The sequence below is a fragment of the Achromobacter sp. FW305-C-28 genome, from assembly GCF_058783235.1.
On sequence record NZ_JBYSYL010000003.1, the window covers coordinates 616,034 to 630,697 of the forward strand.

Here is a 14,664-nt window from a genome sequence, read left to right on the forward strand (position 1 = left end):
TGCGCCGGCCACCCCGTGGGGCAGCCGGCTGTCATGGCGAATGGCAAGAGCGCGGTGTCAGCGCCCGGCGCCCAGCAGTTGGTCCAGCACGCCGTTGGCAGCGAAGTGGGTCTTGGTGATCTGGTCCCAAGAACCCAGCACGTCTTGCGGGTTGATCAGGCGGATCGCCGGAAAGCGGCTGGCGCTGGCCTTGACTGCCTCGGCGTCGTGGACGCGGTAGTTGAAGTCGGTCAGCAGCTTCTGGATGGCGGGCGAATACTGGAACTGCAGATAGGCTTCGGCCACCTTGCGCGTGCCTTTCTCGTCGGCCACCTTGTCCACCACCGCCACGGGGAATTCGGCCAGCACGCTGACCGGCGGCACCACCACTTCGAAGCCCTGGGCCTTGAATTCGTCGCCCTGGGCAATGTTGTTGACCTCGGATTCGAAGGTCAAGAGCGCGTCGCCCTGGTTGTTCTGGGCAAACGCCACGGTGGCGCCGCGCCCGCCGGTGGGGAAACTTTCGACGTTCTTGAGCAGTTTGCCGACGAAGGCGCGGGTCTGGGCGTCGTCGCCCTTGAACTTCTCGTGGGCGTAGAGCCAGGCGCCCAGGTAGGAATAGCGCGCGTTGCCGGACGTCTTGGGGTTGGGGAACACCAGCTTGACGTCATCGCGCACCAGGTCGTCCCAGGTCTTGATGTTCTTGGGGTTGCCGCGGCGCACCAGGAAGGCGATGGTGCTGTAGTAGGGCGAGCTGTTGTTGGCGAACTTCTTCTGCCAGTCGGCGGCCAGGAGCTTGTTCTGCGCCAGGATGTCCACGTCGGGCACCTGGTTGAAGGTCACCACGTCGGCCTTCAGGCCCTGGATGATGGACTGCGCCTGGCGCGAGGTGCCGGCGAACGACTGTTCGATACTGACGTCCTGCCCGGTCTTGGCCTTCCAGTCGGCCTGGAACTTGGGGTTGATGGCGGCGAACAGCTCGCGCGCGATGTCGTAGGACGTGTTCAGCAGGGCCTGGGGCGCTTGCTGGGCGTGGGCCGGGGCGGCGGCCAGGGCCGTCAGCGTCAGGGCCGAGGCGAGCAGTCGTTGGAACAAAGGGCTTCTCCGGAAAGAGTGGGCGTGAAAGACAGGCGGCAGGGCCGCGTCCCGACCCTGCATGATGCGCAAGCCCGCCCTTATCCGGAAATATTCAATTACTTTTAACTAATAGCCGGGCGTTGGGTTGCGCCGCCAGGTCAATGAATCCGGCGCTGCCACAACGCATACCCGGCCGCCACCGCCGACACCCCGCCCAGGAACACGAAGCCGTCCAGCACGCTCATGAAATTGGCCTGCTGCGTGATCACGCGCTGGATTTCGGCCAGCGCCAGGCCATGCGCGGCCGCCAGCGCCGCGCCGGCCTGCGCGAAACGCTGCGTCAGCTGGTCGAGCGCGCTGGCGAACACCGGGTTGGACAGGCTGGCATTGGCGGCCAGCTGGGTCTGGTGCAGGGCCAGGCGGTGCTGTTCCAACACGATGATGGTGGCCGTGGAAAACGAATACGCCATCTGCTTGACGATGTTCTTGACGCGGTAGCTGTGCGGATACAGCTCCATCGCAAACGGCTGGAAGGCCAGGTTGGCCACCGGCAGCGCAATGAACAGCAACAGCAGGCCGCGCAACGTCAGGGGCAGCAGCAGCCACGACTGGCTGACGTCGGGCGGCAGATGCGCCAGCCAGGCGCCGATCAGCGCGGCCAGCACGAAACCGGTGGCGATCAACCCCTTCTTGCGCGTCAGCCGGCCGGCAAAACGGAAATAGAGCAGGGCGCCGGCCAACGCCACCAGTGACGTCACCCCGACAAGGTGCCCGGCGTTTTCCACGGGATAGCCCAGCCCGGCCTGCAAGAAGCGCGACACCAGGTAGCTGAAGGCGTTGCTGATGAAGTAGTACAGCGCATACAGCATCAGGCCGGTGCGGAAGGTGGCTTCTTTGAGACCATGCAGGTGCAACAGCGGGCGCGGATGATGCCATTGATGCCACAGAAAGGCGCCCAGCAGCAGTACCCCGGCCAGCGTCAGGCCTTCCAGGCCGGGCGATTCGCTGAACGGCGACGTGCGCAATTGCTGCGCCACGATCTGCAAGGCGCCCAGCGCCAGCGCCGCGATCACGTAGGGCCACAGGTGGGGCTCGCCGCGTTGTTCGGGCGGCAGGCGGCCGGTGGCCGGCACCGCCAGCATGACCAGTCCGCCCGTGATCAGCGCCACGGGAATGGTGCAGACGAACACCGCGCGCCAGCCGAAGTCGGCCACGAGGTAGCCCCCCGCCAGCGGCGCCAGCGCGCTGCACAGCAGAATGCTGCACAGGAACAGCCGCGTGGCGCGCCCGCGCTCCCGCGGGGCGAAGCTTTGCTGGATGAGGATGCGCGTGGCGCCCATCATCGGGCCCATCAGGTAGCCCTGCAAAGCACGCGCCACGGCCAGTTCGGCCGACGATTGGCTCAGCGCGGCCAGCACCCCCGCGGCGGCGAACAGCAGCAGGCAGGCGCCGAGGTAGTGGCGGTGGCCCAGGCGTTCGACCCACCATTGGTGCTGCAGGATGCCCAGCACGCCGGCCACGGCGTAGGCGCTGGACGACCAGATCAGTTCATCGGGCGGGGCGCCGATGCCGCCGGCGATGTCGCTGATGAAGAACGAAAAGGCGGAATTGTCGAAATAGTCCAGCCCCACGGCCAGCGCGATCGCCAGCGGAAACAACAGCGAGCGCAGGCCGCTGGCGGCCGGGGCATCCGGCAAGGCTGGGGTGGGCGCGGCGGCGGTCACGGTGGGGGGACGTCAGTGTGCAAGTTCAGGCGCGGACGGCAGCGCCATCAAGCGCGGGCCTGAGTGGCGCCGTTCATATCCAGCAGCAGGCTGCCCAGCCGTTCCAGCACGCGGTGCGCGGCGTCGACGTCTTCGGGCGCCATGCCGTGCAGCAGCTCGCGTTCCAGCGCGGCGGACACGGTATTGACCCGCCGCACCAGCTGGCGCCCCTGGGCCGTGATGGCCAGCGCCTTGGCGCGGCGGTCGTCGGGGTCTTCCAGGCGCTCGATGAAACCGTTGGCTTCCAGGTTCTGCAACACCCGCACCACGGCGGAATTGTCCAGCGACAGGGCGGCCGCCAGGTCTTTCTGGCGCATCGGGCCGGGCGCGCGGGCCAGTTGCACCAGCGGCAGCCAGGTGGCCTGGGTGAGGTCGAACGGTTGCAGGCGTTGATCGACGGCGCGGCGCCACTGGCGCGCGACGACGCCGATCTTGGTGCTGAGCCGGCCTTGGGGCGGGGCGGCGGTTTCCTGGGACATGGCAGGGTTTGCGAATTAAATGACTTATCATCTAATATAGATGAGTTGTCATCTAATTTCAAGAACGACGCAGCAAGAGGTAGACGATGAGCAGAGACATAGACCGCCTGCGGGACATGGCGTTTTTCGCGGCGGTCGCCCGAGAGGGCAGCTTCACCAAAGCCTCGCAGGCGCTGGGCGTGCCCACGTCCACGCTGTCGCGCCGCATCACCGAATTCGAAGCCGACATCAAGATCAAGCTGTTCAACCGCTCGACCCGCCGCGTGACGCTGACCGAGACCGGCGCGCGCTACCTGCAGCAGATCGACGACATCGTGCAGCAGGCCAAGACCGTCAACGACGAGTTGAACAGCGAGATATCCGACCCGTCGGGCGTGCTGCGGGTCAGCATGTCGAACGACTTCGCCACCTATTTCGCCGACGCGCATTTCGCCGAGTTCCACGCGGCCTATCCGCAGATCAGCTTCGACATCTTCCTGACCTCGCTGCTGCCCGACCTGATGACGCAGCGGCACGACGTCAGCATCCTCACCGGCGACCCGCCCGCGGCCTCGCGCCTGGTGGCGCGGCGGGTCGGCCTGGTGCGGCGCCACCTGTATGCCACCAAGGCCTATCTGGCCGCGCACGGCACGCCGCTGGCGCCAGCCCAGCTGGAACATCACCAGTGCCTGTTCACGTCAGAGACCGAGGCCGGCGCCGGCTGGACGCTGCACAACGGCGACGATGCCGTGGTGGTACGGCCCACCCCGCTGCTGGTCACCAACAGCCAGTCGCTGATCCGCCAGCTGATCCGGCAGGACATGGGCATCGGCCAGTTGAGCCGCACGCAGGCGTCGGCGCTGCTGCAAGCCGGGCAGATCGTGCGGGTGCTGCCGGATTGGCAGCTGGACCCGATTCCGCTGTACGTCATGACCGCGTCGCGGCTGGTGCCGGCGCGGGTACGGGTGTTCGTCGATTTCCTGGTGCAGAAGTTCGAACGGCTGGCGTAGGCACCGGCAGGGGCAAGGGCTGGCGCATCCTGCGGGCTGCGCGATAATGCCGCGATGATTTCACTAATCGCCTTCCTCCAGCATGGCCGGATCGGGCCGTGGCGCCCCGGCGCCGACAGCACGCCGCAAGCGGTCTTCGCCGCCTTGGGGCCGCCCGATGAGGTCTACACCCCCACGGACCTGGACCGCTCCTATCGGCGCGGAGACGCACGCTGTTTTCCGCTGATCGTCGGCTACGGCGACATCGAATTCCATTTCGAATCCGAGACGGCCTTGACCACGGTGTTCGTGGACGGTTTCAGCGGGCGGGGCGGGTATGTCCGAGGCGGTCCATTGGCATTGACGGACACCGGCATCCTGCGGGCCGGCACGCCCCTGGCGCGCTTTCTGGACAACGCGGCGCGCCGCGGTATCGCGGTCGGCGACGTGCGGCCGCACGCGCCGCCTTATGCCTTTCTGGTCACCACGTCAGGTGGAATAGAGGTCGGCTTCGAACACGACGATCCCGCGTTGGCCGGCTCGGTGCCGCGCCTGAATTGGTTCTGCTGGGTGGCCCGGCCGACGCCGGGCGGCTAGGGCCGGTGCGAGGCGCCTTGTCGTGTGGACGGGCCCTGTTCGTCTACGGAAACGCCATGCCGCCATCGCCCTCGGCGGCATCCTGCGGCACCAGGTCCACCCGTTCCGGCGCCATCTCTTTCACCCGCCGGATCAGCAGCCGCGCGAATTCCCGCGCCTGCTCCGACGGCGCATACGAACTGGGCAGCAGGAAGCCATACGGCATGGTCAAACGCGGTTCGAAGTCGCGCAGCACGATGCCGGGCACGTTGGCCGCCAGGATCGGGTCGGCCAGGGCGATGCCCATGCCCAGCGCCGCCAGTTGGCAGGCGGACTGGCCGGACGACGTTTCCATCACCAGCCGCAGCGGCAGCCGGCGTTTTTCCATCAGATCGTCGATGTGCTGGCGCAGCAGGGTGTAGGGGCGCAGCGCGATGAAGGGTTCGTCCTGGATGTCGGCGGCCGTGACCACGCGCCTGGCCGCCAGACGGTGGCCTTCGGGCATGGCGATCACCAGCCGCACCTGGGCGAAGGTGCGGCTGGTGATGCCCGGGAAATCGATCGGCAGCGCCGCCACGCCCAGGTCGAACTGCTGGCCCGACATCCACAGCCCCACGTCCACCCGCGACCGCACTTCCAGCGACATGCGCACCTGCGGATGGCTGCGGCCGAATTCGGCGATGGCGCCGGGCATGGCGCTGTAGGCGAAGTAGGGCTGGGTCAGGATGCGCAGCCAGGCGTCCTGCTGATTGCGGATGTTGCCGGCGATTCGATCGACCTCTTCGAAACCGGCCAGGATGTGCCGCGTGCCCTCGTAGAAGCGCAGGCATTCCTGGGTGGGTATCAGCCCGCGCCCCTGGCGCGAAAACAGCGAAAAGCCGACTTCTTCTTCCAGCGCCGAGATCAGGCGGCTGATCTGGGGCTGGGTGCGGTGGATGCGGCGCGAGGCCTCGGTCACGCTGCCGGTTTCCATGACGGCGCGCAGGGCTTGCAGGCGGTTCAGGCGCATAGGGACAAACCCGAAAGGGCGGGCAGGGACAAACTTGGGCCGTTCCCGCTGCGCCATAGGAGAAAGCGGCCAGGCCGCCGCGATACATTACAAAAGTGCATGAATCGATACTCCAAACGAAATTGACGCATGGATTCACGCAATCTTAGGATCATCCCACCTTCAATGAAAGAGGCGCGGCGTGAATATCCTGGACAAATCGGTTTCCGTGGGCGGACCCGCGGCACTGTTTCCCGATGACCGCAATGGCATCGAGCAGCTCGACTGGAGCAACATCGGGCAGGCGTTCCCGATCAAGCAGCGGCGGGCGTACCTGAACAACGCGTCGATCGGCGCGCTGAGCCTGCCGGTGGTGGCGGCGGTGAATCGCTTCATGGAGGACGTGCGCGACAACGGCCGCAACGCCTATCCCGAGTGGTGTCGCTACGCCGAGGAAACCATCAAGGCCCGCATCGGCCGGCTGATCGGGGCGGGGCGCGACGAGATCGCGTACGTCAAGAACACCACGGAAGGGCTGGTCAACGTGGCCAACGGCTTTCCGTGGCGCGACGGCGACAACCTGATCCTGCCCGACATCGAGTACCCGTCCAACGTGTATTGCTGGATGAAGCTGGCGGCGCGCGGCGTTACGATCCGTTGGGTGAAGAACCGCAACGGCCGCATCCTGGTGGACGATATCCGCAAGCTGATGGACGACCGCACCCGCCTGGTGTCGCTGAGCGCGGTGCAATTTTCGAACGGCTTCCGGCAGGACCTGGAGGCCACCTCGAACCTGTGCCACGAACGCGGCGTGTACCTGAACCTGGACGCGATCCAGTGGGCCGGCGCGCTGGAGCTGGACGTGGAACGGCTGGGCGTGCACTTCCTGTCGGTGGGCGGACACAAGTGGATGCTGGCGCCCATCGGCACCGGCTACTTCTATTGCCGCAAGAGCGTGCTGGGCCTGCTGGACCCGCCCAGCGTGGGCTATCACAGCGTCGACAGCACCGAAGACCACATGCACTATCTGCTGGAATACCGGCCCAACGCCGGCCGTTTCGAGGAAGCGCTGGCCAACTTCACCGGCATCTGGGGCCTGGATGCGGCCGTGCGCATCCAGCTGGCGCTGACGCCGGCCCGCATCGAGGCGCACATCCTGGAACTGACCGACCACGCCGCCGTGGCGCTGCAGCGCAAGGGCTTCCAGATCGTCAGCTCGCGGGTGCCGGGCGAGGCCTCGGGCAACCTGTCGTTCAAGCATGCCCGCCACGATGCGCAAGATCTGGCCGAACGGCTGCGCGAGGCCGGCGTTGACCTGGCGGTGCGCGGGGGCAACCTGCGCATTTCGCCCAGCTACTACAACGATACCGATGACATCGACCGCCTGGTCGAGGCGCTGCCGTCCTGACGGCGCGCCGCGCACAGGCTGACCATCATGAACAAGGGGAACACCATGGCAATCCTGCAACCCTGGCGCCGGCTGGCGCTAGCCCTGGGCGCCTGCGCCCTGACGGCCTGGGCTTCCAGCGGCGTCGCTGCCGACACGCCCAAGCCCGGCGGCACGCTGCGCTACGGCACCGTGTCCGAAATCGTGTCGCTCGATCCGCATGTGTATGGCGGCAGCGCCTGGAAGGTGCTGATCGAGGCGCTGTACAGCCCGTTGGCAGGCTACGACAAGAGCGGCGCGATCGTACCGCGGCTGGCAAAAAGCTGGGACCAGCCCGACGCCCGCACGCTGGTGTTTCACTTGCGCCCGGACGTGACGTTCCAGGACGGCACGCCGGTCACGGCCGACGACGTGAAGTTCTCGCTGGACCGCATCCTGGACCCGGCCACGGGCGCCACGCTGCGCTCGAACCTGCAGGGCGCCACGGTCACCGTGGTGGACGCGGCCACCGTCAAGGTCGAAAAGCCCTCGCCGGACGCCACCATGCTGAGCGTGCTGGCATTGCCCGAAGCGGCGATCGTGTCGCGCAAGTGGGTACAGGGCGGCGCCAACCTGAAGCTGTCCGCCAACGGCACCGGCCCGTTCCAGCTGAAAAGCTACGAGCCCGCCGTGCGCGCCAATCTGGTGCGCAATCCGCACTATTTCGTCACGGGGCAACCCTACCTGGACGGGGTGGATTTCCGCATGATCAAGAGCGATGACGCGCGCGTGAACGCACTGCGCAGCCAGTCGCTCGACATGATCGACTTCGTGCCCTGGAAAGACATCGACGTGCTGCGCCGCAACGCCGGCATCAAGATCGACACGGCCGGCGGTGCGTTCATGAGCGTCTGGTTCAACACCAGCAAGAAACCGTTCGACGACGCCCGCGTGCGCCGCGCGGTGTCGTACGCGATCGACCGCGAAGCCGTGTCCAAGGCCGCGTTCTTCGGTTACGGCAAGCCCATCTACGGCGCACCCACGCCGGACGATTCGCCGTACTACGACAAGGCGCTGGACGGCACCTACAAGCGCGACCCCGCCAAGGCGCGCGCCTTGCTGGCCGAAGCCGGCTATGCCAATGGCGTGGACGCGTCGATGGTGGTGTTCCAGGGGCTGGGCATCTACACGACCATGGCGCAGGTGGTGCAGGCCAACCTGAAGGAAGTCGGCATCAACCTGAAGCTGGAACCCGTGGAATGGGCCACGCTGGTCGAACGCAAGAACCGCGGCGACTATGAATCCATGATCTACGGCGTGTCGGTCAAGCTGCCCGACCCGGACGCCTATGCCTACTACCTGGGCGGCGATTCCAGCTACTGGGCCAAGCCGGTCGGCTATCGCGACCCCGAACTGGAAAAGCTGCTGGCCGACGGCCGCGCGCTGACCGATCCCAAGGCCCGCCAGCCGATCTACCAGCAGGCCGAAAAGCGCATTCTGGACACCAGCCCGTGGGTCTTCGTGAGCTGGCGCGAACAGGGCCAGGGCTACCTGCGCAAGGTGCACGGCTATACGCAGCTGGGCGGGGCGCTGAGCGAAAGCAGCCCCGGCATCTCGCTGCCCACCATGTGGCTGAACTGAGCGCGCCGGCATGCTGCCTTTCCTGCTGAGGCGCCTGACGTCGGCGCTGGTCACCCTGGCGCTGGCCGCGGGGGTGGTCTTCATCGCGATTCATCTGCTGCCCGGCGACCCCGTGGCCATCATGCTGGGCGACCAGGCGGGCAGCGACCCGGTGGCGGTGGCGCGTGTGCGCAGCCAGCTGGGGCTGGACCTGCCGCTGGGCACGCAGTTCGCCCATTGGGCCGGCGCGTTGGCGCACGGCGACTTGGGCGTGTCGCTGCGCACCGGCGAACCGGTGGCCGACGAATTGGCGCGGCGCATTCCGCGCAGCCTGGAACTGATCGGCGCCGGACTGCTGGTGGCGGTGGTGCTGGGGGTGCCGCTGGGCGTGGTGGCGGCGCGTTCGCGCGGCCGGTTGGCCGGCATGGCGGCGTCCGTGCTGGCGGTGGCGGGGTTTTCGGCCCCGGTATTTGTGCTGGGCATCCTGCTGGTGCTGGTGTTCAGCCTGGCGCTGGGCTGGCTGCCATCGTCCGGCTTCGTCTCGTTTGCCGATGACCCGGTGCAGCACCTGTTGTCGCTGATCCTGCCGTCGCTGACCATCGGCCTGAACTTCATGGGCGTGGTGGCGCGCATGACACGCGCCAGCCTGTCCGACGTGATGAGCCGCGACTACGTGAAGCTGGCCCGGGCCAAGGGGCTGCCGCGCGGCAAGGCGATCCTGCGCCACGCGCTGCCCAACGCGCTGGTGCCGGTGATTGCCATCATCGGCATCCGCGCGGGCAACCTGCTGGGCGGCACGGTCATCATCGAGGCGCTGTTCGACTGGCCGGGCCTGAGCTCGCTGCTGGTCAGCGCGGCGTTTTCGCGCGACTACCCGGTCATTCAAGGTTCGCTGCTGGCCATTTTCGCGCTTTTCATCCTGATCAGCCTGGTCATCGACCTGGCCCAGGCCCTTGTCGATCCCCGCATCCGCAGGCCGTCCGCATGATCGCATTCCTTCGAACTTCCAGCGGCGGCCTGTCCGTGCGACTGGCCCTGGGCTTTTTGGCCGTGGTGGTGCTCGCCGCCGTGCTCGGCCCGGCGCTGGGGCTGGCGGATCCCTACCAGATCGATGCCGCCAATCTGCTGTCGGGCCCGACCCGGGCGCACTGGCTGGGCACCGACGAACTGGGCCGCGACCTGTTGGCGCGGGCCGTATACGGCGCCCGCGTGTCGCTCACCGTGGCCGCCGCGGCGGTGGTGCTGGCCGGCGTGCTGGGCGTGGCGGTCGGCGTGGGCGTGGCCTTTCTGGGCCGCCGCCTGGAGTCTGCCGCCATCCGGGTGGTGGACGTGTTCGTGTCGCTGCCCGAGATTTTCGTGGCGCTGGTGGTGCTGGCCTTCATCGGCGGCAACCTGCCGACGCTGGTGGCGACCATCGGGGTGCTGTATGCGCCCCAGTTCGCCCGGGTGGCCTGGGGCGTGGCGCGCGGCATCCGGGCGCGCGAACACGTGCTGGCGGCTAGTTCGCTGGGCGCGGGCACCGGCTGGATCATCTGGCACGAGGTGCTGCCCAACATGCGGTCCATCATTGCGGTGCAGGCGTCGTTCACGTTCTCGTTCGCCATGCTGCTGGAAGCGGGCTTGAGCTTTCTGGGGCTGGGCGTGCGGCCGCCGGTGCCGTCGTGGGGGCAGATGGTGGGGTCGCTGAAAGACTATCTGTTCACCAATCCGTGGCCCGTGCTGGTGCCGGCGCTGGCCCTGTTCTTCACGGTGCTGGCCGTCAACGTCCTGGGCGATTGGCTGCAGGACGCGCTGAATCCGGAGCTGCAACGATGACGCGCGCATCCGACGTACTGCTGTCGGTCAGGAACCTGACCGTGGATTTCGACACCGCCCACGGCACCGTCGCCGCCGTGAAGGGTGTGGACCTGACGCTGGCGCGCGGCGAAGTCGTGTGCCTGGTGGGGGAATCCGGCTCGGGCAAGTCGGTCACGGGCTTTTCCTTGATGGGCCTGGTGGACCCGCCCGGGCGCGTCGCCGCCGATGCCATGCAGTTTGACGGCCGCGATCTGCTGCGGGCGTCGGAACGCGAAAAAGACGCGCTGCGGGGCAAGGACATCGCCATGGTGTTCCAGGAACCCATGACTGCGCTGAATCCGGGCCGCACGGTCGGCAGCCAGATCGCCGAAGTGCTGCGCATCCATGGCGTGCTGGGCCGCCGCGCGGCGTGGGAACGCGCGGTGGCATTGCTGGATCGGGTGGGCATCCGCGAACCGGCGCAACGCGCCCGGGCCTATCCGCATGAACTGTCGGGCGGCATGCGCCAGCGCGTCATGATCGCGATTGCCTGCGCGCTGACGCCCAAGCTCATCATTGCCGATGAACCCACCACGGCGCTGGACGTGACGGTCCAGGCGCAGGTGCTGCAACTGCTGTTTTCCATTCAGGCGGAAACCGGCGCGGCCGTGCTGTTCATCACGCACGACCTGGGCGTGGTCGCCGAGATCGCCGACCGCGTGGTCGTGATGCAGGCGGGCAGGGTGGTCGAAACAGGCGAGGTGACGCAGATCTTCAACCAGCCGCGCCATCCGTACACCCAGGCCTTGCTGGCGGCCGTGCCCGACGTGGACGCGCCGCGCGACCCTGCGCGCCGCCTGGCGCCCAAGGCGGCAGGGTCGGCCGCCCCTGACGTGTCGGCCGAAGGAGCCACGCGATGACCGAATTCATCCTGCAAGCCGATGGCGTCGCCAAGGACTACGTGGCCGCGCGCGACTTTCTGGGCCGGCCCACCAGGCGGGTGCAGGCCGTCAAGGGCGTCAGCCTGGCCGTGGACAAGGGCACCACGCTGGCGCTGGTGGGCGAATCCGGCTCGGGCAAGAGCACCCTGGGCCGCTGCCTGGCCGGGCTGCTGCAACCCACCGCGGGCCGCATTCAGCTGGCCGGCCACGATGTGCGGCATCTGACGGGCGCCGCGCTGATGTCGTTTCGCCGTCAGGTGCAGACCATCTTCCAGGACCCGTATTCCAGCCTGAATCCGCGCCGCACGGTGGGCGACGCGATCATGGACGGCATGGTGATCCACAAGCTCTACACCGCCGACGAGCGCCGCGCCCGCATGCTGGCGCTGCTGTCGCGGGTGGGCCTGCAACCGGACCACGCACAGCGCTTTCCGCATCAGTTTTCGGGTGGCCAGCGCCAGCGCATCGCGATTGCCCGCGCCCTGGCGTTGGAGCCGCGCTTCATCATCGCGGACGAAGCGGTGTCGGCACTGGACGTGTCGGTGAAGGCGCAGGTGCTGGACCTGCTGGCCGACCTGCAGGTCGAGCACGGCCTGACCTATCTCTTCATTTCCCACGATCTTGGCGTGGTGCGGCACTTCGCCGACCGCGTGGCGATCATGGCGGCAGGCGAATTGGTCGAAGAGGGCGAGTGCGACCGGATCTTCGAGGCGCCGGAGCAGGACTACACCCGCAAGCTGATCGCCGCGGTGCCGCGGCCGGACCCGGGGCGACGCCGATTGCGGGGCGTGCCGGCGACGGGGTGAAACCCCGGCCGCGCATCAGGCCCGGGCACAGGCTTACCCCGCCAACGCCGCCCTGATCCGCTTCAAGTCGCGGTCCAGTTCAATGCGCATTGCTTTGAGCAATGCCCGTGCGTTTTCCGACAGCGGTGTGCCGGGCCGGAACACCAAGAGGCAGGTGAAGCTGATGTCCAGGTCCAGCGGCTTGATGGTCAGGCCGCGGGCCAGGTAGTCCAGCGCCATCACCGGGTGCACCATGCCGATGCCCAGGCCGTGCAGGGCGAATTCGCAGACCGAATTGGAATAGGGCGTTTCCAGGATCGGGCGCAGCGCCAGGCCCTGGTCGTTCAGCGCGGTTTCCAGGCGGCGCCGGCTGGCGTCTTCGGGGTTCAGCGCGATGAAGGGGTGGTCGATCAGGTCTTGCAGTGCGATGCGCGGCTTGGCCGCCAGCGGATGGCGGTTGTGCATCGCGATAACCCCGGGAATGCGCACGAATTCCGAGTGTTCCAGCCCGGCCACCGACAGCTCGTCGGCCATCAGGCCGAAATCCAGCTGACCGGCGGCCACCTGCTGCAGCACCTCGCGCGAGCTCATGATCTGGAACGACATCTGGATGCGGCGGTCCTGCAGGCCGAAGGCGGCGATGGCGCGCGGCATGAAGCCGGTGCCCAGCGCGGGCAGCGAGCCCACGGCCAGGCGGCCCACGCCAAACGATTTCAGGCTGCGGATGCGGTGCTCGATGAGTTCGAAGCCGGCAAAGCAGCGGTCCACTTCCTCCATCAGCGCCTCGGCCTCTTGCGTGGCCACCAGGCGCCCGCGCACGCGTTCGAACAGGCGCAGTTCCGACGAGGTTTCCAGCTTGCGGATGGCCTGGCTGACGGCCGGCTGGGAAATGCCGAGCAGGGTGGCGGCCTTGCTGGTCGTGCCGGCCTGCATCACGGCCCGGAAGACCTGGATTTCGCGCATGTCCATCTATAAGTCCCGCTTATCGACTGAGTATTTTCAATTGTTGAGGCAATGGGGCGAAAGGCAGACACTGGCGCTGTTCCCGATCCCCTTCTAAGCCCAGCGAATAGAGTAGATGAAAGCTATCAACCAGACTAATAGAGATTTTGCCAGCCTGTCGCCGTCGGTGCAGCGCGCCTCGACCGTGGTGTTCGGCTCGCTGGAAGACTTCGTCAATCGCAAGCACCGCCAGCCCGACGGCTTCAGCTACGGCGTCACCGGCACGCCCACGGCGCGGCTGCTGGAAGACCGCATCGCCGAACTGGAAGGCGGGCGTCACTGCGTCATCACGCCGTCGGGCGCGGCGGCGCTGATGACGGTGGTGATGGGCTTCGTGCGCGGCGGCGACCACCTGCTGATTTCCGCGGCCTGCTACGGCGCATTGAAGACGTTCGGCGAGAAATGGCTGGCCCACATGGGCGTGGACGTCGAGCTGTACGACCCGTCGATCGGCGCCAGCATCGAGGCGTTGATCCGCCCGACCACGCGGCTGATCTGCGTCGAAGCGCCGGGCACTGTCACCATGGAAATGGCCGACGTGCCGGCCATTGCCGCCGCCGCGCGCCGCCACGGCGTGCTGACGATGATGGACAACACCTGGGCCAGCCCGCTGGGGTTCAAGCCCCTGGCGCACGGCGTGGATTTCAGCGTCGAGGCGGCCACGAAATTCTTCAGCGGCCACTCGGACGTGCTGATGGGCGCCATCAGCATGAACGACGCCGACCACTACGCCGTGCTGCGCGAGACCCAGAGCATCCTGGGCCAGCAGGTCAGCCCCGACGATTGCTTCCTGGTGCTGCGCGGCCTGGAAACACTGGGCCTGCGGGTGCGGGCGCAAAGTGATGCGACGCTGCAGGTGGCCGAATGGCTGGCGGCGCAGCCGCAGGTGGAACGCCTGCTGTATCCGCCGCTGCCTGGCGACCCTGGCCACGCGCTGTGGCGCCGTGATTTCTCGACCAACGGCTGCCTGTTTTCGATGGTGCTGGCGCCCGCGCCCGAATCGGCCTTCAACGGCTTTTTCGATTCGCTGCGGCATTTCGTCATCGGCGCGAGCTGGGGCGGCGTGCACAGCCTGGCCGCGTACTACCCGGCGGGGTTGCAGGCCGGGCGCGCCTTTGCCGCCACGGACCGGCCCATCGTGCGGCTGTCCATCGGCCTGGAAGACGTGGACGTGCTCAAGGATGACCTGCGCGCGGGCTTGGCGGCGTACCAGGCGCAGCGCTGATTTTTTGGCCGCAGCGCGGTCGTTTCGCGGCATGGCGGCCCGGATCGCCTGCTCCGGTTTGAACGCCCGCCGCCGGCACATCTTGCCGGCGGCGGACTCGAAGCGCCAGAAGGCGCTCT

14 protein-coding genes are annotated in these 14,664 nt (G+C 67.4%); 9 read left to right on the forward strand and 5 right to left on the reverse strand.

What is annotated here, in order from left to right:
- Window positions 1–57: 57 nt before the first annotated feature.
- The 3 genes from cysP to AC3WMR_RS11625 form a co-directional block, all read right to left on the reverse strand.
- The gene (gene cysP, locus AC3WMR_RS11615) at window positions 58–1,074 is read right to left on the reverse strand and encodes a thiosulfate ABC transporter substrate-binding protein CysP (RefSeq protein WP_492263220.1); all 1,017 of its coding nucleotides are present in this window, start codon (window positions 1,072–1,074) and stop codon (window positions 58–60) included.
- A 140-nt stretch (window positions 1,075–1,214) separates the two neighbouring features.
- On the reverse strand, window positions 1,215–2,780 hold the full coding sequence (locus tag AC3WMR_RS11620; RefSeq protein WP_492263221.1) for an MFS transporter: 1,566 nt from the start codon (window positions 2,778–2,780) through the stop codon (window positions 1,215–1,217).
- A gap of 47 nt (window positions 2,781–2,827) precedes the next feature.
- On the reverse strand, window positions 2,828–3,298 hold the full coding sequence (locus AC3WMR_RS11625) for a MarR family winged helix-turn-helix transcriptional regulator (protein WP_492263222.1): 471 nt from the start codon (window positions 3,296–3,298) through the stop codon (window positions 2,828–2,830).
- 86 nt (window positions 3,299–3,384) lie between these two features.
- On the opposite strand from AC3WMR_RS11625, the gene AC3WMR_RS11630 reads away from it, so the two are divergent.
- Both AC3WMR_RS11630 and AC3WMR_RS11635 read left to right on the forward strand, forming a co-directional pair.
- The gene (locus AC3WMR_RS11630) at window positions 3,385–4,287 is read left to right on the forward strand and encodes a LysR family transcriptional regulator (RefSeq protein WP_492263223.1); all 903 of its coding nucleotides are present in this window, start codon (window positions 3,385–3,387) and stop codon (window positions 4,285–4,287) included.
- Window positions 4,288–4,341: 54 nt separating this feature from the next.
- Complete coding sequence (locus AC3WMR_RS11635; protein ID WP_492263224.1) at window positions 4,342–4,863, forward strand: hypothetical protein; 522 nt, start codon at window positions 4,342–4,344, stop codon at window positions 4,861–4,863.
- A 43-nt stretch (window positions 4,864–4,906) separates the two neighbouring features.
- Here AC3WMR_RS11635 and AC3WMR_RS11640 read toward each other — a convergent pair whose 3' ends face one another.
- Window positions 4,907–5,851 (reverse strand): LysR family transcriptional regulator, encoded by a 945-nt coding sequence (locus AC3WMR_RS11640; RefSeq protein ID WP_492263225.1) that lies wholly within the window; start codon window positions 5,849–5,851, stop codon window positions 4,907–4,909.
- A gap of 181 nt (window positions 5,852–6,032) precedes the next feature.
- Between AC3WMR_RS11640 and AC3WMR_RS11645 the strand changes: the two genes are divergently transcribed.
- Genes AC3WMR_RS11645 through AC3WMR_RS11670 form a run of 6 tightly spaced genes read left to right on the forward strand, consistent with a single transcriptional unit; the run spans window position 6,033 to window position 12,339 of the window.
- Window positions 6,033–7,238 (forward strand): aminotransferase class V-fold PLP-dependent enzyme, encoded by a 1,206-nt coding sequence (locus AC3WMR_RS11645; RefSeq protein ID WP_492263226.1) that lies wholly within the window; start codon window positions 6,033–6,035, stop codon window positions 7,236–7,238.
- A gap of 45 nt (window positions 7,239–7,283) precedes the next feature.
- Entirely contained in the window at window positions 7,284–8,837 is a 1,554-nt protein-coding gene (locus tag AC3WMR_RS11650; RefSeq protein WP_492263227.1) for an ABC transporter substrate-binding protein, read from the forward strand.
- A 10-nt stretch (window positions 8,838–8,847) separates the two neighbouring features.
- On the forward strand, window positions 8,848–9,804 hold the full coding sequence (locus tag AC3WMR_RS11655; RefSeq protein ID WP_175195011.1) for an ABC transporter permease: 957 nt from the start codon (window positions 8,848–8,850) through the stop codon (window positions 9,802–9,804).
- The gene (locus tag AC3WMR_RS11660; RefSeq protein WP_492263228.1) at window positions 9,801–10,631 is read left to right on the forward strand and encodes an ABC transporter permease; all 831 of its coding nucleotides are present in this window, start codon (window positions 9,801–9,803) and stop codon (window positions 10,629–10,631) included. The genes AC3WMR_RS11655 and AC3WMR_RS11660 overlap by 4 nt, the downstream gene beginning before the upstream one ends.
- Window positions 10,628–11,512, forward strand: coding sequence for an ABC transporter ATP-binding protein (locus tag AC3WMR_RS11665; protein ID WP_492263229.1), 885 nt, complete (start codon window positions 10,628–10,630; stop codon window positions 11,510–11,512). The genes AC3WMR_RS11660 and AC3WMR_RS11665 overlap by 4 nt, the downstream gene beginning before the upstream one ends.
- The gene (locus AC3WMR_RS11670; protein ID WP_492263230.1) at window positions 11,509–12,339 is read left to right on the forward strand and encodes an ATP-binding cassette domain-containing protein; all 831 of its coding nucleotides are present in this window, start codon (window positions 11,509–11,511) and stop codon (window positions 12,337–12,339) included. Before AC3WMR_RS11665 ends, AC3WMR_RS11670 begins: the two co-directional genes overlap by 4 nt.
- A 33-nt stretch (window positions 12,340–12,372) precedes the next feature.
- Here the strand turns inward: AC3WMR_RS11670 and AC3WMR_RS11675 are convergent, their stop codons facing one another.
- A complete protein-coding gene (locus AC3WMR_RS11675; protein WP_492263231.1) occupies window positions 12,373–13,287 on the reverse strand; it encodes a LysR substrate-binding domain-containing protein in 915 nt (304 codons plus the stop codon).
- 109 nt (window positions 13,288–13,396) lie between these two features.
- Here AC3WMR_RS11675 and metC point away from each other — a divergent pair, with 109 nt between their 5' ends.
- A complete protein-coding gene (metC, locus tag AC3WMR_RS11680; RefSeq protein WP_492263232.1) occupies window positions 13,397–14,545 on the forward strand; it encodes a cystathionine beta-lyase in 1,149 nt (382 codons plus the stop codon).
- Window positions 14,546–14,664: the final 119 nt, after the last annotated feature.